Origin of the sequence: Photorhabdus viridis (assembly GCF_040256935.1) — a bacterium.
Classification (GTDB): Bacteria; Pseudomonadota; Gammaproteobacteria; order Enterobacterales; family Enterobacteriaceae; genus Photorhabdus; species Photorhabdus viridis.
The window spans coordinates 107,094-124,850 of the sequence record NZ_JBEJZY010000006.1; the positions used below are offsets into that span (position 1 = coordinate 107,094).

The following is a 17,757-nucleotide window of genomic DNA, read 5'->3' on the forward strand; positions in this document are numbered from 1 at the left end:
CCTTCTATGACAGTGTTTAGAAATTCGGGCTGTTTTAATATCAACAACCCACTCAAGTTTTATACATTATCACAGAATATAATCAAAACAATTAACCATTCAATAATTACTTGTATAGCAGTTCATCTATCTGATCAGTTTTCGAAGCGTTTCGCAAAAATAGAAAATGCCTTCATAACCAGCGCTTCGCCGCTTCTTGATCGCTCTCGCGGGATTCAACCCAACGTTCACCATCAGACAAGGACTCTTTTTTCCAGAAAGGCGCCTTTGTTTTCAAATAATCCATAATAAATTCAGCAGCTTCAAAAGCCATATGACGATGGGCGCTTGTCACACCAACAAACACAATTTCATCACCAGGGTAAAGTGCGCCTACCCGATGGATAACGCTGACACGTTGCAATGACCAGCGATCCCGTGCTTCGGAGACAATATTTTGTAACGCTTTCTCCGTCATTCCGGGATAGTGTTCCAGTCTCAGTACACTCACTCGGTCACCCAGATTATGATGACGAACTTTTCCCGTGAAAGTGACGATAGCCCCATCTTCATCACATTGAGAAAGCCATTGGTGCTCATCCCCTACACTGAAACTTTCCGGGCCAACAAAAATACGCGTGTTTTCCATTAATCACCCCCCAGTTACCGGTGGGAAAAAAGCCACTTCATCACCATCCTGTAATGGATGCCCGCCATGAACAAAAGTTTGGTTTACTGCTGACAGGAGTTTTCCATCTTCCAGCGCCATTGCCCAACGCTCACCTTTTAATATTAATGCCTTTCTCAAGCCCTCAACGGTTGGATAATGACTATCCAGCTCCAGTGAATCAGTCCCTACCAGCTCACGTACTTGAGCAAAAAAGAGTACTTTAATCATTATTCCACCTTAAAATGCCCTAATCGCCCACCCCGTTTCTCCAGCAAACGAACCGGCCCAATGACCATATCTTTCTGTACGGCTTTACACATATCATAAATAGTCAGCGCCGCGACGGATGCCGCTGTCAACGCCTCCATTTCAACGCCGGTTCTTCCTGTCAGACGGCAGCAGGATTCAATTCTCACCCGGCTATATTCTGTCTGCACTTCCAACTGAACTTCGACTTTCGTTAGCTGTAATGGATGACAAAGCGGAATTAATTCCCATGCGCGCTTTGCCGCCTGAATACCCGCAATCCGGGCTGTTGCAAAGACATCCCCTTTGTGATGGCTGCCGTCAATAATCATTGCCAGTGTTTCCGGCGTCATTTCAATAAAAGCCTCTGCCCGCGCCTCACGTTCTGTTTCGGCTTTAGCAGAGATATCAACCATATGGGCTTCACCAGTAGAGTTAATATGGGTCAATTGAGACATTCTTTGCTCCTGAAAAAATAACAATACTAGGCAGTAAATTAACCGCCGATGACAGAAAGATTTGGGGTGATACCGCTGTCACCCTGATGAAGGAAATGGGTTTCCCGTTTATGGCGCAGTCCCCCCTGAATGCGCAATTTCAAATCATTGAGTTGCTCTTCACTCGATAACAAATCACGCAGTGGTATCCCCTGTTCACCAAACAGGCATAAGTGAAGATTACCTATTGCGGAGACACGCAAGCGATTACAACTTCGGCAGAAATCTCTCTCATAAGGCATAATCAGACCAATTTCCCCCTGATAATCAGGATGGCTAAAAACCTGTGCCGGACCATCACTGCGTGAGCGTTGAAGCTGATGCCAACCATCGTGCAGCAAGCGTTCCCGGATAGTTTCGCCAGAAATGTGGTATTTGCGAAACATTTCACCGCCATCACCGGTTTCCATCAATTCAATGAATCTCAATTGGATAGGACGATCTTTTATCCAGTGCAGGAAAGCCGGCAGACTGATGTCATTGACGTTTTTCATCAGCACCACGTTGACTTTCACTTTACTGAAACCCGCTGCAAATGCCGCATCAATACCACGCATCACCTGAAAGAATTTGTCTTGTCCGGTAATCGCATGAAACTGACGGGGATCAAGCGAGTCCATACTGACATTCACTGCGGTTAAACCCGCCTCTTTCCACCCGGCAACATTCCGTTCCATTCGATAACCATTGGTAGTTACAGCAAGGGTTCTGATTAACTTATTCTCACGGATAACAGAAATGATATCTGTGAAATCACGACGCATGGTTGGTTCGCCCCCCGTCAAACGGATTTTCTCTGTACCAAGATCGGCAAACGCCCGGCCAACAAGACGGATTTCAGATAATGTCAAAAAGGAGTGATGCCCGCGGGGTTTATAGCCATCCGGCAGGCAATACGTACACCGGAAATTACAAACATCGGTAATCGACAGCCTCAAATAATAAAATTTGCGGGCAAAAGCATCTACGAGTTGTTCCACAATAACACCTTTCCAAATATGGGAGACGCGGGCATTTCCGCCCTACATCCTGGTGACTCAGTGGCCACGGCCAAAGCATCATATCGCTGTGTAAAACGGTGACTTAGACGCAGAGGCTAGGAGTTAATTTCAATATCTATGATTTAATGTAAAACGACATTCTCAATATCAATTCTAGCGCTTAAGAAAGAAAAAGGCGAACATCCACTTTCGTTATATAATTTAATATACAATGACTTAGTCAATGCCAGAACAAATAGCAGACAGTTCTATTGGCGTTGATTAATTAAAATATTGCGCCAAATCACGGCACTTTTTCGGTTAATCGTGTTTTATAATAAATTACGCTAAAATTACTCGGTAAATATAAGTTCAGTCAGCAACAGGAATTCTATGCGAAACCGCACATTAGCCGATTTAGATCGGGTCGTTGCCCTCGGTGGAGGTCATGGCCTGGGGCGTGTTATGTCCTCTCTTTCATCATTAGGCTCCCGCCTGACAGGTATTGTCACCACGACAGATAATGGCGGCTCAACCGGCAGGATCCGGCGTTCTGAAGGCGGTATCGCTTGGGGAGATACCCGCAATTGTTTAAATCAGCTCATTACCGAGCCCAGCGTTGCATCAGCAATGTTTGAATACCGTTTCAGTGGTAATGGGGAACTGGCAGGTCATAATTTGGGTAATCTGATGCTTAAGGCGTTGGATCATCTGAGTGTCAGGCCTCTTGAAGCGATTAATTTAATCCGCAGCCTGCTTAAAGTGAATTCTCATCTTATTCCCATGTCTGAACAACCCGTTGACCTGATGGCGGTAGATGATCAAGGCAATACCATCTATGGCGAAGTCAATATTGATCAGTTGCATTGTATTCCACGGGAGTTGATGATTTATCCTCCAGCTACGGCGACAAAAGAGGCGCTGGATGCTATCACTCAGGCGGACCTGATTATTATCGGGCCTGGAAGCTTCTTTACCAGTCTAATGCCATTACTTTTACTTGAAGATTTAACTCAGGCACTACGCCGCAGCAACGCCAGTATGATTTATATCGGCAATCTTGGGAAAGAATTAAGTACCGCCGCCGCTGGGTTAACACTGAAAGATAAACTGGAAATAATGGAAAACAAAATTGGCTGCCGGATGATTAACGCGGTCATTGTTGGCCCCTGCACAGATATCAGCGAACTTAGCGACCGGATTATCACTCAACAAATACTGGAAGCACAGGATATTCCCTACCGCCACGACCGTGAATTACTGCATCAGGCGTTAGAAAATACCCTGCAAAACCTTGGTTAATTAACCTCAGCTCTGCTTAAGAAATAGAGATTTCAGAGGCACGTAGATTCAGACTCGGTCTTATCGCTTGGTATGTAAATGTGCAGCTTCTATTATGCGTTTCGTGCATTGATTCAAGCATTTTTATGCCGATAACGTATCAGCCAGTAAGTTTATCGGACATTTGTTCAAGCTCACTCTGGCTCAGTCCGGTGATTTTCATCACCGTTCACGGTCGATACTCAGACTCCGGTGATTGTTTTGACAGTCACCGTAACATCCTCTTTTAACAAGAATTGCTAATGCTGGTTAAGCACTCTCAACATGAGTTAGTGGCGTATTTGCTCAAGTTCGTTTTGGCTCAGACCGGTAGTTTTCATCACCGTTTCACGATCGATTCCGCTGTTCAGCAATGCATGAGCAATCTTTAAAGTTGCCTCTTGGCGCCCTTCCTGACGCCCTTCCTGACGCCCTTCCTGACGCCCTTCCTGACGTGCTTTATGTTCCAATCTTTGTGCTATTGTCATCAGTACCTCCTCATACCTCGGGGACTGTTCTGCCAGTCGCCGGATAAAACCCTCTGGATCGGCGGTATCTCCCACCTGTAATAAGTAGTTTAGCACGCTTTTTAACTGTTCATCCGTATAATAATCATACGTCAGCAGTATGACCAACTCTTGCAGCAGCTCCGCCATATCTCGCTGCCGGATATGTTTTTGCACCATTTCCAATAGCGCGACCCGTTTGTGCGTCAGGATCTCATCATCAGGAATGACCGTCACATCGACCAGCGGGAAGGGACCGGAATAGATTTCCTTCGCCAGGACCGGAGCATCAAAGCAGTCGAGCCAATTGGTACTCCAGGGATACGGCTGTACTTTCCCGTGATAAAACAACACCGGAATGACCAGCGGCAATTTTTCATGTCCCTGCTCCAGATGTCGTTGCATGGCTGAAATACTATAACGCATTAGCCGGAATGCCATCATCTTGTCCGGGGAACTTTGGTGTTCAATCACGCAATACACGTAACCTTCACCTCGTGCCGTTTTCAATGAATACAAAATGTCGGAATAATGCGCCCGCAGATTGTCTTCAATAAACGATCCTGATTCCAACCGCAGTGTATCCAGATCACAAACTGCCCGTAATTTAGCAGGCAAATGTATCTCCAGGAAATCTCTGGCCGTATCAATATGACTTAAAAACTGTTTAAAAACAGCGTCATGTGGCGTTGGTGTATTTTTTCTCTTCATCGACGGATGGTAACATACTTTATTTTATATTGAAGGAATATTAAGCAAAAAATCGAGCGGACTGCGATGTCTTGAATGTTCTTTGACAAAAACGTTGATCGTATCTCAGACACTTTAATTTCCTTCTTAAACGAAGTTCAGGTTAATTAAGAATTGGCAATAAATTGCTCACGCAATGCCTGAACCTGATCCCGAACACTCGCCGCCTGCTCGAATTCAAGATCCTGCGCATGCTGGTACATTTTCGCTTCCAGCCCGCGGATTTTGTTTTCCAGCTCTTTGGCGGACAGCTTGCTGAATTCTTCCGGCGCAACCACCTTACTTCTGCCCTTCCCTTTGCTACCCGCAGGCTGACCAATTTGCAGAATATCACTGATCTTTTTATTCAGGCCTGTTGGAACAATACCGTGCTCTTGATTAAATACTTGTTGTTTAGCACGACGACGTTCCGTCTCACCAATCGCTTTCGCCATTGAATCAGTGATCTTATCGCCATAAAGAATCGCCTTACCATGCAAGTTGCGAGCGGCACGCCCAATAGTTTGAATTAATGAACGCTCAGAACGCAGGAAACCTTCTTTATCAGCATCAAGAATCGCCACCAGAGAAACTTCTGGCATGTCCAGCCCTTCCCTCAGCAAGTTAATACCTACTAATACATCAAATTCACCTAAACGAAGATCCCGAATAATTTCCACACGCTCGACAGTATCAATATCTGAGTGCAAATAACGAACCCGCTCACCATGTTCTTCCAAATATTCAGTTAAATCCTCCGCCATTCGCTTGGTCAGCGTAGTAACCAGCACCCGCTCATTTTTCACCGCCCGGATGCGGATTTCAGACAGTAAGTCATCAACCTGAGTGGTTACTGGGCGAACTTCTATTTCAGGATCAAGCAAACCGGTAGGACGCACCACCTGCTCCACGACATCCCCACCGGATTTTTCCAATTCATATTTACCCGGCGTGGCTGAAACATAAATTGTCTGTGGAGCCAGTGCTTCAAATTCTTCAAATCTCAGCGGACGGTTATCCAATGCGGAAGGCATACGGAAACCATATTCCACTAACGTTTCTTTACGGGAACGATCCCCTCGGTACATCCCACCAATTTGCGGGATTGTCACGTGTGATTCATCCACCACCAACAGGCCATCAGCAGAGAGATAATCAAACAGTGTCGGAGGCGGCTCTCCTTCCGCACGTCCAGAGAGGTAACGAGAGTAGTTTTCAATGCCGGAGCAATAACCCAATTCATTCATCATTTCTAAATCAAACTGGGTACGCTGAGCGACACGCTGTTCTTCCAACAACTTACCGTTTGCCAACAGTACTTTGCGCCGCTCCTCAAGCTCAACTTTAATCTCTTCCATCGCCTGAATAATACGCTCACGAGGAGTCACATAGTGAGTTTTCGGATAAACAGTATATCGCGGAACATGATATTCAATCTGTCCCGTCAGCGGATCAAACAGTGATAACCGTTCTACCTCATCATCAAATAATTCAACACGCAAGGCATGCTCATCAGACTCAGCCGGGAAGATATCAATCACTTCACCACGTACCCTGAATGTTCCTCGCTGAAACGCCTGATCATTACGGGTATATTGCAATTCAGCTAAACGCCGCAGAATGGAACGTTGATCGATAATCATGCCATTGGTCAGATGGAGCATCATTTTCAGATAACTGTCCGGATCACCCAAGCCATAAATAGCCGATACAGATGCAACCACGATAACATCCCGCCGCTCCAGTAAAGCCTTCGTGGCGGACAAACGCATTTGTTCAATGTGCTCGTTTACTGAAGCATCTTTTTCGATAAAAGTATCGGAACTGGGAACATAAGCTTCAGGTTGGTAATAATCGTAGTAAGAAACAAAGTACTCCACCGCATTCTCTGGAAAAAATTCCTTCATTTCACTGTAAAGTTGGGCCGCTAGTGTCTTGTTAGGCGCAAGTACCATTGTTGGCCGGTTTAAATTCGCTATCACATTAGCAATAGTGAATGTTTTACCAGACCCCGTTACGCCCAATAGAGTCTGGTGGGCAAGCCCGTCTTCCAGCCCTTCCTGCAATCGGTGAATAGCTTCTGGTTGATCACCACCAGGTTGGAAGTCAGAACGTAATTTGAACACCTTACTCATAGATATCTCACTTTCCTAACATTAAGCCGTCTATAATACTGGATAAAAAACCAGCTTCAAGTCAGTTTTGTAAAAACCGGCTCAATTTGGACCATTTCCCTATTAACTAAAAATTGGTTGACATCAAAATAAATACCACGTTATCCCCAAAATCACCTTGATTTTTTCATTTTTTATATGATCGACTGAAAGGTGACAACACAGAGCATCATCACCGATCAAACAAGGCTTGATTTTAGTTATCTTATTGATATTAAATAAAATTAAAACAAAGACGAGAATAACATCAACCTTAATGAAAGCCGCGTATTTTCTTGCGTTACGCAACTTTTCTAAGCCTAATACACAAGGTTATCCACAGGAATAGTGGATAACTCTACAAACCCTATTAGCTGTATGAGGTTGCAGCATCATTCCACAAAAGAGGTATCCTCTACCAGTAAAAATTTTTACTGTTTTTTTAACCAGCAACAAACCATACCGACTTCGCAGCAGAATTTTCATTCAATGGAAATAACCGGTAAACAGTTTTCCAGTATCAAATCTGTTTACACCAGAAGAGATGCTAATAAGCATTTGCCAGAAAAATAAAACCACCTTATTGATATGAGTAAAACTCATCTTTTAACCAGGATAGACAATATATCCTTGATAAGCAGATTAATTCACATCAGTATTCCCCTATTCTACAAGATAAGCGCCATAAGGAGTTTTAAAAAAAACGATAGATACAAAAATATCAGATCTACATTGCCCTGACAAAATGTCCAATATTCTGCTGGCTATTTTCGATCGAAAGACCTACTTTGTACCTATCATCTACAATTTTAATCTATTGCTGTTCCCAAGCATTTTTATATTGTCATTTCCCGGTGATTTAACTGTGTTACCATTTAATTAATTTACTAATTTAAGTCCTAATTTTTATTTCATTTCCTTATTTTACAGCGGTTCCCTAGTGCTAAAAGAAATAACCAGTTTTTAAACTCGAAGGTTGAAGTAGCTCTTCCCCGAGGGATTTATAATAGGAATAATGCTTTGGTTGACGCTATCCGACTGCCAGAAAACACATCAACACAACTTAACATTATTGTAATAGAGTCCATAAAGTCAACATAAAAAGAAACATAAAGTTCATTTTTATGTAAACTTTATAATGCATCTAACTTAATACTATGATTTAACTTTTATTTTTAAATATAAATGTAACTCCATACCCATTTTCCGACACAAGATGTGCTAATATAAATAGTCATAAAAATAACATATTAAAGTAAAATTAATAAACTATTACAATGAGTGGTTTTCTCATACTGGACAATATTATTGAGTAATATATAGTTATGCAGTAATTTTTACATAAAGGATTTTTATGAAAATATCTAATGCACAGCGAAAAACAAATATCATTAAGAATATAGAGTATTTGATACGTACCCGTGGCGAAACCAAGAGTTCCTTTTCCAATCGAACAGGTTTAACACGTACGACCATTTATAAAATTCTAGAAGGGCAAGTTAATAACGTTCAACAATCTACTATCCTCCGGATCTCCGATTTTTTCGGTGTTTCCTGTGAAGAAATAGAAAATTATGACCTTGAAAAACTAGAACGCCTCAATGAAACGCTTTCAACTGAAGGTAATAAAAATCCGTCAGCCATCCCCATCATTCCACAATCTGAATTTTTATCTGTTTCCGGGAAAAAAATAGGCCAGCTTGTTACCGAGTACCCGCTGACTTATTTCTTTGGCGATGAATCAAATATGCTGGCGATTAAAGTCGAATCGGAAATAGGGGATACATTTATACCCGATGAGGTAATCATCATAAAACGCCCTCCCGCGTTAGTCACTAACGCCCCATTACTGTACTACTCTAAAGACATCGGGTTCTTTATTCGGCAAGAGAAAGATGATGACAGTATAGACAGAAGATACCCTAAATACGCTCAATTTTTAGGTTATATCGTAGGAGAAAGGCTATAAATGACTGCAAACCAGAAATTTAAGTTATTGGGATTTACACGGTACGGTAAATTATCAGCCAATATCATGGTACTTGCGACGGGCAAGACCATTACCATGGGGCTGAAAGAGCTGGTCGATAGTGATATTTCAGAAGATTTGAGCAGGCATGAACTCAGTACGCTATATCGGAAATTATACAGCCACAGTAACATTGTCACAGCTTATGAACTCGGTGATCGTCATGAGCGTTCATGGCAAGCGTATTTACTCATCAGCGTCGCACTCAGTGTTATTTATATTTTCTCCACAATATGTGGTGTGAAGCCTATTCATGTCCCTATTATTAATATCGTCACTCCACCCGGCGTTTTTATTTACCCAATAACTTTCCTTCTGGTCGATATCCTAAACGAATTCTATGGGTTACGCCTGGCAAGAAGAACGATTATTATCTCCTTTGCCGCGAATTTACTGTTTGTTCTGGGGCTTTGGGCAACCGCACTGATGCCAGGTGTTCCCGGATGGGAGTTTAGTGCAACTTATAACGGTATAATTGATAGTATCGTCTCGATATTACTGGCATCATCTCTTGCTTATTTTATCTCTGAGAATATAAATTCGTATCTTCTTTGCAAAATAAAGTCTCTCACAAATTCAAAATATCTTTTCCTCAGAGTGATAACCAGTACTGTCATCGCCTCGGCATTTGATAGCATAATATTCTGCTCAATTGCTTTTTATAGTGTTCTCAGCATCGATATCATAAAAGAAATGATTATTGCCCAATTTATAATTAAAGTCGTTTATTCTATTCTGGGTGTCGGCCCTATATATCTGGTAAGAAAGATATTCAGGAGTTATATAAACCAACCCTCAGATGCCACGGTCAATAAAAAACTCGCTGAAGTATAATATAGCAGGTATCTCTTAACGCATAGATGAAATGTTTACCTACATTGAGAATAACCCCAATTTAGCCATTGCCCCGTAAACCGTCGCCCAATCGGGCGGCGATATAAGGGGAGCTAACCAGGGGTTTCCTGCACTCTGACATAGGTTTTCAACGTTTCAATCATTGCGCCATGCAAAATAAGATCGTGACCATAGTGCACTGGTTTTTGACTGACGAGATAAATGCGTTTTTAAAATTCTGACATGGCGGCTGCGGATAAAAAAGCCTCTCGGAGACGCCGGATAGATTTATGCTCTCCGAATAATTCAATTAACCAGTAATTTAAAATCTATATATTCACCTGAATAATTAAGATATTCTTGCGTTAAATGAGGAATAGTACCCAATAAAGGCGCGGGTAACATGCGTTCTAATGTCGCCAGATATTCTTTCTGACGCTTGCTTGCGGGTTCAACTTCATTCGCTATCCAACCTGCAAAATATAATCCTGAACCTTTGATAGCTTCTGCGGTGAGTATCGCATGATTAATACAGCCCAGTTTCACACCCACGGTCAGAATAACCGGTAACTGCTCTTTAATCACCCAGTCAGCAAAAGTCGCCGATTCCGATAACGGCGTATGCCAGCCACCAGCGCCTTCGACTAAAACCCAGTCTGCTTTCTTTTCCAGATGATGCAGCCCCGCAGACATAACAGAAAAATCAATAGGTTGATTTAAATCAGCACTAACAATATGCGGTGATGTCGCTTCAACGAATACCAGCGGATTCACTTCCTCATATTGCAAAGGTAAAGAACTGTTCGCCAATAATGCCAATGCATCCGCATTACGGACACCTTCCGGCGTTATTTCACTGCCGGAAGCGACGGGTTTATAACCTGCTGTTTTATATCCTGCTTTAGTCGCAGCCTGTAGCAAAGCACAACTTACAACGGTTTTACCTACTTCGGTATCTGTACCCGTTAAAAACCAGCTCTTAGTCACGATAAATAACTCCAAAAACAACCTGATAACTCAGAGGTAAATGTTTATCCTCCCGTGGGTAAGCCTGCTCTAAAGCAATCAAACGCCCACGGGTCATCAGTCCCTGCTGTCGCCCACAATGAAGATGAGTCGCTCCAATCCCTTTCAAGGAACCCAATAGTGGCAATATATGCGGATATTGTTGGCGATAAACCTGACTGATAAGACGGTGCCGGAAATCCTGACAAGCATCTTTAATCATCTGCTGGGGCAGAAAATGATTAATATGCTGATAATTATCAACCGCACTCCAGGCTTGCTGCAATTCATGTAATGAACCTTGGGCCAAAGTGGAAAATAGAATCAATCCACCAGGGCGTGTTACCCGATAAAGCTCGGTTAAAACACCAGATAAATCATCACACCATTGAACAACCAAATTACTGAAACAGATATCAACACTGCTGTCAGCAAGCCCTAAATGTTCAATATCTCCTTGCAGGTAATAATCTGCTGCCTGCTTTTCACGGGCATGAGCTAACATACCTGATGCCAAATCCAGCGCGATAACCTGTCTCCCCTGTTGCCGCCAGCGATGACTAAAAAAACCGGTACCGCAACCGGCATCCAATACCAATCTGCCAAGATGCCCACTGGCTTGTTGCATGAGAAATTCGCCGGTTTGCTGCTGTAATTTTGCTACCACATCATAATTGGCGGCAGCACGCCCAAATGCGCCGGCAATAGCCCGCTTATCGACACATTCAGCTACAAAACTCATATAGCGCCTCCGTCAATATATCAATATCCTGCTGCGTATGGCTGGCAGTCAAAGTAATACGTAATCGGGCACTGCCTGGTGGCACTGTCGGAGGACGAATCGCTTTAACCCAAATTCCTTTTTGTTGCAGATATTGAGATAAAGACACACTCAACTCATTATCACTCACAATCAATGGCTGAATCGCCGTAGTTGAATCTGTCAGGTTGAATGGCAGTTTCTGTGCCTGACGGCGGAAGTCATCAATATTTTGCTGTAATTGTTGGCGCAGCTCATCACCAGATTGTATCTGCCGAATCGCTTCAGAAATCGCCTGCGCCTGCGCCGAAGGCATAGAAGTGCTGTAAATAAGATGACGGGCGTACTGAATCAAATATTCTGCCGTCTGCTCATCGCAAAGTACCGCGGCGCCACTCAATCCAAACGCTTTGCCAAAAGTGATAATCAAAATTTCCGGTTTTACTTTCTGTTGCCAACAGCTCCCCCGGCCCTGTTCACCACAGACACCAATACCATGTGCATCATCCACCATTAACCAACTACCCGAAACGCGAGTTTGCTGATAAATATCGGCCAGCGGCGCACAGTCGCCATCCATACTGAACACCCCTTCGGTCACCACCAATGTTTTCCCAACACAGGGTTTTGCCAGTAAATCCGCAAGTGATGCAGGTTGATTATGGCGAAAACGACGTAATTGAGCGGATGAATGCATGGCAGCTTCTATTAATGAAGCATGACTCAAGCGATCGGCAATAATCCGATCCGTTTTCGTCATTAACGCTGCAATTACCCCCTGATTAGCGGAATATCCTGAAATAAACAGTAATGCTTTTGAATAACCCAGCCAGTCAGCCAATTGTTGTTCCAACTGCTGATGAGCGTTTGTATAACCCGTAATATGGCCTGAACCCCCACTGCCAACACCATATTGTTCAGCCCCTCGCTGCCATGCGGAAATGACTGCGGGATTTGCGCTTAACCCCAAGTAATCATTACTGGAAAAATTAAGATATTTGCCTTCAGTGGTATACAGGAAGCGCCCGTCTGATTTCTGATTAACCTGCCGCTGACGCCATAGAGAAGAGTCCCGACGCTCGGATAATTGCCGGGAAAAATACGCTGACCAATCCATTACAATGCCGCATTATAAAATTGTTCGTTACCCGCATTGATGATCGCTTCTGCCAGGTGCTGTTGCTGCTGATTATCACCGAATGCTGTTTGAGTCTGTTGAGGGTTAATGCCCAATTTTCGGAATAATTGTAAATCTTTATCTTCACCAGGATTAGGTGTTGTCAGCAACTTACAGCCATAGAAAATAGAATTGGCGCCCGCCATAAAACACATTGCCTGCGTCTGCTCATTCATCTGTTCACGACCGGCGGATAACCGAACATGAGAAGCTGGCATCATGATCCTGGCAACCGCAATTGTGCGGATAAAATCAAAAGCATCCACATCTTTGTTATCAGCCAACGGCGTGCCTTTAACTTTTACCAACATGTTAATGGGTACACTTTCCGGCGGTTTTGGCAGGTTTGCCAGTTGTACCAATAACGCAGCCCGATCACGGATTTCCTCACCCAAGCCGACAATACCACCAGAGCAAACTTTTATTCCCGCATCCCGCACCTTATCGAGCGTATCCAACCGGTCCTGATAGGTCCGGGTAGTAATGATGTTGCCATAAAATTCCGGTGAGGTATCAAGGTTGTGGTTGTAGTAATCTAATCCCGCTTCCGCCAGCCGCTTCGCTTGTGAACCCTCGAGCATGCCAAGCGTCATGCAGGTTTCCATCCCTAATGCTTTGACTTCCTTAACCATTTTTTCCAGATAAGGCATATCCCGTTCATGAGGGTTTTTCCAGGCGGCGCCCATACAAAAACGTGTTGAACCTGCGTTTTTAGCCTTACGGGCAGAATCAATCACTTTCTCCACTTCCATCAACCGCTCTTTTTCAAGGCCAGTTTTATAGCGGGAGCTTTGCGGGCAATATTTGCAATCTTCCGGACAAGCGCCCGTTTTGATGGAAAGTAATGTACTGACCTGTACCTGCTGCGGGTCAAAATGCATACGGTGAATCTGTTGCGCTTGAAATAATAATTCGAAAAAAGGTTTATCAAACAGTTCTTGCGCCTGCTTAATTGTCCATTGCTCACGTTCAGTCACAATGACATCTCCAGTGTGAAAAAAGTCTCGTCAGTTTAAATAATGCCGTTATACTGTCAACCTATTTTAAATAAATTAGTTTACATGTAGCCTTATGACTTCTTCCGATATTGAATTTGATCTGCGCCATATCTGGCATCCTTATACCTCTATGACCAAGCCACTTCCGGTTTATCCTGTTGTCAGCGCCTCTGGCGTCGAGCTGGAACTCACGGATGGCCGTAAGCTGATAGATGGCATGTCCTCATGGTGGTCCGCTATTCATGGATATAACCATCCGGTACTGAATCAAGCAGCTAAGATTCAGATTGATAAGATGTCCCATGTCATGTTTGGTGGAATTACCCATCCATCCGCAATCGCACTTTGCCGACAATTAGTGGACATTACGCCACCATTGCTTGAGTGCGTTTTTCTGGCTGATTCAGGTTCTGTTGCGGTAGAAGTGGCCCTGAAAATGGCGTTGCAATACTGGCAGGCAAAAGGTGAGAAACGTCAGCGTATCCTGACATTACGTCACGGTTATCATGGTGATACGTTCGGTGCTATGTCTGTCTGTGATCCCGACAATTCGATGCATAATCTCTACAAAGGTTATCTGCCGCCACATCTGTTTGCCGAATCACCTGAATGTGGATTTGATTCTCTTTGGGATGAACGGGATATCATTTCATTCCGTACTTTGCTGGAGCAGTATTCCAATGATATTGCTGCGGTTATTCTGGAACCGATTGTACAAGGTGCCGGAGGAATGCGGATTTATCATCCTGAATATCTGCGCCAGGTCAGAATGCTCTGTGATCAGCATCAAATTCTATTAATTGCCGATGAAATTGCCACCGGTTTTGGCCGTACAGGAAAATTGTTTGCTTGTGAACACGCTGAAATTGAACCGGATATTTTATGTGTAGGTAAAGCGCTGACTGGCGGCTATATGACGTTATCAGCAACACTGACAACCCGTAAAGTAGCCGAAACGATCAGTAATGGTGAAGCCGGCTGTTTTATGCATGGTCCAACGTTTATGGGAAATCCATTGGCTTGCGCCGTAGCGGAGGCCAGTTTGAAATTGCTATTAGAAAGCCCTTGGCAACAGCGCATTAAATCGATTGAAAGCCAATTAAGCACTGAATTGATGCCATTAAAATTACATGCAAAAGTGGCAGATGTTCGGGTATTAGGCGCCATTGGGGTGGTGGAGATGAAACAACCGGTAAATATGGCGGTGTTACAACACCATTTTGTTTCTAAAGGTGTCTGGATAAGGCCATTTGGTAAACTGATTTATCTGATGCCACCTTATATTATTCAACCAGAGCAGCTTTCATGTTTGACAAAGGCTGTTTTCAACGCAATTAATCTGTAGTTTGATGTTAATTATTGGCTCCCGCCACTCATTCTGCGAATCTGGCGGGAAAACGCTTTAATACTCATCTGTTCGGATAATATTATTTTACATACGTGTTTCTTTTCAACTCGCTATTAATAGTTAATGATTTTCGATTAAATGCAATTAATTTTCCATTTTAAAAGTTGCATTTATTTTATAGACAGAATTTAAATTGTTATTAAAAGTCATTTTTTAAACTTATGATTTTAATTGGTATAAAGTTTTAACCGTTGTTTTTACCCCTTTTAACGTCTGCTTTTTGTTAAGTTTAATCATCATCGGATATAGTGTTTTACATTTAACGAAGACTAATCATACCCGATTTTTATCTTTACTGACTCTGTTTTTTTCGGATAATCAATCCCTTTTTCAGGACTTAAATCCTGTCAGATTAACCATTTTATTCCTTTTTTTATTATGCTATTTTTATGGTTTTCTCCGTAAAATAACCGACGATAAAGCGCTTTAATACTTATCTGGTTGGATAGTATTATTTTACGCGCGGATTTCTTTTCAGCTCTGTATTAATAGTTTATGATTTTCGATTAAATGAAATCCACTCTCTTTTTAAAAAGTCTCATTTATTTTATAGACAGGATTTAAATAAGATTCTAAAATAGCGCTACATCTTATTCCACCCATAACTCCATATATAACAATGGGTTGAAGAAGGCCATGTGTAGCAGAATTATGAAAAGCTATTTAAATTGTTATTAAAAGTCATTTTTAACTTATGGTTTTAATTGGTATAAAGTTTTAACCGTTATTTTTACCCCTTCTAACGTCTGCTTTTTGTTAAGTTTAATCATCATTGGATATTGTATTTTACATTTAACCAATACTAATCATATCCATTTTTTATCTTTACTGACTCTGTTCTTTTCGGATAATCAATCCCTTTTTCAGGGCTTAAATCCTGTCAGATTAACTGCTTTATTCCTTTTTTTATTATCCTATTTTTTATGGTTTTCTTCGTAAAATAACTGGTGAAAAAGCATTTTAATACCCATCTGTTCGGATAGTATTATTTTACGCACGGATTTCTTTTCAATTCGCTATTAATAGTTTATGATTTTCGATTAAATGTAATTTACTCTCCTCCTGAAAAGTTGCATTTATTGAGTTAAATCCGTCCTTGATATAGAAGATTTAATAAGGTTAACGTAATTTATTTTTAATTCATCCCCTCACTATAAAACTCTCCCCCCCCCCTCTTTTACCATTTCCAAGAAAATAACCTCATCACCCGGAAAACCACTTGGCTTCGTTTTATAAGGAATTTAATCCCTCATCAAAAATTTCCTGATAGGTTTTTCCTAAACAATTAATTAACGCTTCAATATTAACTGCCATTACTTATATAATTCCTATTCTTGGTTAAGCCAATTCATTAGCGGTTTGGCTTTTCAAACCGCTAATGAAAAAGCTTTTAAGAAAAAACCTCCTCCTTTCTATTAACTACCAACGCACTTCTGTAGTGGGTAAAAACGTTACTGATTTTACCCGCTCCATCATGTCATAAGAGATCTTCATACTGGTAGGAATGCGGAAATCAAGTAATGTATATAACTCTTTCCATCCAAACTGACGTTTCATTATTATTTGTGGTTGCTGTAATTTCTCAGGCTTACCAAACTGTTCATGAACCCACTGTCGTGACATCTGAGACACCAAAGGAGGTGGCAGCTCATTAGGAAATTGGTATAGAGGTTTTTCATTTAGCAAGGTCAATGTAATCTCTTTTAAACGCTTTTCTTCTCGGTAAAACGCTAGAAATACCCCCTCTTTTACCATATCCAGGCATACCACCTCGTCACCAGAAAAGCCTGTTGGCTTGGTTTTATAAGGGATTAACCCTTCATCAAAAATCTCCTGATAAGATTTCCCTAGACTATTTATTAACACTTCAACATTGACTGTCATTATTTGTATAACCCCTGTTCTTGGTTCAGCTTATGCATTTTGGCTCTGGCATCTTCAAGTTGTGCTTCTGTTGCGCCATATTCCTTCAGTACTGGCTTTATCGTATTAAAGTCCCGATCAAGCGCTGCCCGTAAATTCTTCGAATCCTGTTCTATCTGGGTAGACGTATTTCTCCCTTCATAGGTAACACTGAGCTTTTGATGTACCTCTGCGGGTATAATGATAGAAGCGACATCCTCAGATAATTCCTTGAATTCACGTTCATCTAATAATGGATATAACCGTTTAAAATAAGCCTTAACAGCCGCCGCCGAAGGCATATGATCCGCATGTGTCCCATTCCTTGGCCTGCCCGCAAAATTGCTGTACAAATCCACCTCAAACAACTTCACCGGCGGTTTACTCAAATACACATACACCGACGGCATATTCGGGATCGGGAAGATCAGAATATAATCGCGGAAATCCTTCTCTTCCGGCATCGGCAACGATTCAATATCGCTGCCCACTTTTTCCGGGATTGGCAATACGGTGATTTGCGACGGAATAAACGGCCGCTCTTCATTCCCGGTATGGGCTGGA

The 17,757-nt window shown here is 42.3% G+C and carries 16 protein-coding genes, 1 pseudogene and 1 riboswitch; of the genes and pseudogenes, 4 read left to right on the forward strand and 13 right to left on the reverse strand.

Annotation, left to right across the window (positions count from 1 at the left end; genetic code table 11):
• Nucleotides 1-172: 172 nt before the first annotated feature.
• The 4 genes from moaE to moaA all read right to left on the reverse strand — a co-directional run bounded on the left by moaE (nucleotide 173) and on the right by moaA (nucleotide 2,375).
• Nucleotides 173-628, reverse strand: a complete 456-nt coding sequence (moaE, locus tag ABR397_RS03795) for a molybdopterin synthase catalytic subunit MoaE (protein ID WP_350304547.1) — start codon at nucleotides 626-628, stop codon at nucleotides 173-175.
• Between the two features lie 3 nt (nucleotides 629-631).
• Nucleotides 632-877, reverse strand: coding sequence for a molybdopterin synthase sulfur carrier subunit (gene moaD, locus ABR397_RS03800; protein ID WP_350304548.1), 246 nt, complete (start codon nucleotides 875-877; stop codon nucleotides 632-634).
• Nucleotides 877-1,353 carry a cyclic pyranopterin monophosphate synthase MoaC gene (gene moaC, locus ABR397_RS03805; RefSeq protein WP_350304549.1) on the reverse strand — a complete coding sequence of 159 codons (477 nt, stop codon included), beginning with the start codon at nucleotides 1,351-1,353 and terminating at the stop codon, nucleotides 877-879. The genes moaD and moaC overlap by 1 nt, the downstream gene beginning before the upstream one ends.
• Nucleotides 1,354-1,391: 38 nt before the next feature.
• On the reverse strand, nucleotides 1,392-2,375 hold the full coding sequence (gene moaA, locus ABR397_RS03810) for a GTP 3',8-cyclase MoaA (RefSeq protein ID WP_350304565.1): 984 nt from the start codon (nucleotides 2,373-2,375) through the stop codon (nucleotides 1,392-1,394).
• A riboswitch (molybdenum cofactor riboswitch) is annotated at nucleotides 2,362-2,507 on the reverse strand. (Overlaps the previous gene by 14 nt.)
• Before the next feature lie 258 nt (nucleotides 2,508-2,765).
• Here moaA and yvcK point away from each other — a divergent pair.
• Nucleotides 2,766-3,674 (forward strand): uridine diphosphate-N-acetylglucosamine-binding protein YvcK, encoded by a 909-nt coding sequence (gene yvcK, locus ABR397_RS03815; protein ID WP_350304550.1) that lies wholly within the window; start codon nucleotides 2,766-2,768, stop codon nucleotides 3,672-3,674.
• A gap of 308 nt (nucleotides 3,675-3,982) precedes the next feature.
• On the opposite strand, the gene ABR397_RS03820 is transcribed toward yvcK, so the two are convergent.
• The gene (locus ABR397_RS03820; protein WP_350304551.1) at nucleotides 3,983-4,909 is read right to left on the reverse strand and encodes an Rpn family recombination-promoting nuclease/putative transposase; all 927 of its coding nucleotides are present in this window, start codon (nucleotides 4,907-4,909) and stop codon (nucleotides 3,983-3,985) included.
• A gap of 146 nt (nucleotides 4,910-5,055) precedes the next feature.
• The gene (uvrB, locus tag ABR397_RS03825) at nucleotides 5,056-7,062 is read right to left on the reverse strand and encodes an excinuclease ABC subunit UvrB (RefSeq protein ID WP_350304552.1); all 2,007 of its coding nucleotides are present in this window, start codon (nucleotides 7,060-7,062) and stop codon (nucleotides 5,056-5,058) included.
• 1,372 nt (nucleotides 7,063-8,434) lie between these two features.
• On the opposite strand from uvrB, the gene ABR397_RS03830 reads away from it, so the two are divergent.
• Both ABR397_RS03830 and ABR397_RS03835 read left to right on the forward strand, forming a co-directional pair.
• Nucleotides 8,435-9,049 (forward strand): helix-turn-helix domain-containing protein, encoded by a 615-nt coding sequence (locus tag ABR397_RS03830; RefSeq protein ID WP_350304553.1) that lies wholly within the window; start codon nucleotides 8,435-8,437, stop codon nucleotides 9,047-9,049.
• The gene (locus tag ABR397_RS03835; RefSeq protein WP_350304554.1) at nucleotides 9,050-9,943 is read left to right on the forward strand and encodes a queuosine precursor transporter; all 894 of its coding nucleotides are present in this window, start codon (nucleotides 9,050-9,052) and stop codon (nucleotides 9,941-9,943) included.
• Between the two features lie 306 nt (nucleotides 9,944-10,249).
• Here the strand turns inward: ABR397_RS03835 and bioD are convergent, their stop codons facing one another.
• From bioD to bioB, 4 genes are read right to left on the reverse strand one after another with little or no spacing between them, the layout of a single operon-like run.
• A complete protein-coding gene (gene bioD / locus ABR397_RS03845) occupies nucleotides 10,250-10,930 on the reverse strand; it encodes a dethiobiotin synthase (RefSeq protein ID WP_350304555.1) in 681 nt (226 codons plus the stop codon).
• A complete protein-coding gene (gene bioC, locus ABR397_RS03850) occupies nucleotides 10,923-11,690 on the reverse strand; it encodes a malonyl-ACP O-methyltransferase BioC (RefSeq protein ID WP_350304556.1) in 768 nt (255 codons plus the stop codon). Before bioC ends, bioD begins: the two co-directional genes overlap by 8 nt.
• Nucleotides 11,674-12,825 carry an 8-amino-7-oxononanoate synthase gene (bioF, locus tag ABR397_RS03855; RefSeq protein ID WP_350304557.1) on the reverse strand — a complete coding sequence of 384 codons (1,152 nt, stop codon included), beginning with the start codon at nucleotides 12,823-12,825 and terminating at the stop codon, nucleotides 11,674-11,676. Before bioF ends, bioC begins: the two co-directional genes overlap by 17 nt.
• Nucleotides 12,825-13,862 carry a biotin synthase BioB gene (gene bioB, locus ABR397_RS03860; protein WP_350304558.1) on the reverse strand — a complete coding sequence of 346 codons (1,038 nt, stop codon included), beginning with the start codon at nucleotides 13,860-13,862 and terminating at the stop codon, nucleotides 12,825-12,827. Before bioB ends, bioF begins: the two co-directional genes overlap by 1 nt.
• A gap of 94 nt (nucleotides 13,863-13,956) precedes the next feature.
• Between bioB and bioA the strand changes: the two genes are divergently transcribed.
• Nucleotides 13,957-15,228, forward strand: a complete 1,272-nt coding sequence (gene bioA / locus ABR397_RS03865) for an adenosylmethionine--8-amino-7-oxononanoate transaminase (RefSeq protein ID WP_350304559.1) — start codon at nucleotides 13,957-13,959, stop codon at nucleotides 15,226-15,228.
• A 1,232-nt stretch (nucleotides 15,229-16,460) separates the two neighbouring features.
• On the opposite strand, the pseudogene ABR397_RS03870 reads toward bioA, so the two are convergent.
• The 3 genes and pseudogenes from ABR397_RS03870 to ABR397_RS03880 form a co-directional block, all read right to left on the reverse strand.
• Nucleotides 16,461-16,605: pseudogene (locus ABR397_RS03870) on the reverse strand (DUF6392 family protein); the annotation flags it as partial.
• Between the two features lie 105 nt (nucleotides 16,606-16,710).
• Entirely contained in the window at nucleotides 16,711-17,175 is a 465-nt protein-coding gene (locus ABR397_RS03875) for a DUF6392 family protein (protein WP_350304560.1), read from the reverse strand.
• On the reverse strand, nucleotides 17,175-17,757 hold a 583-nt coding region (locus ABR397_RS03880), incomplete at its 5' end, for an S-type pyocin domain-containing protein (RefSeq protein WP_350304561.1). The genes ABR397_RS03880 and ABR397_RS03875, both read right to left, overlap by 1 nt.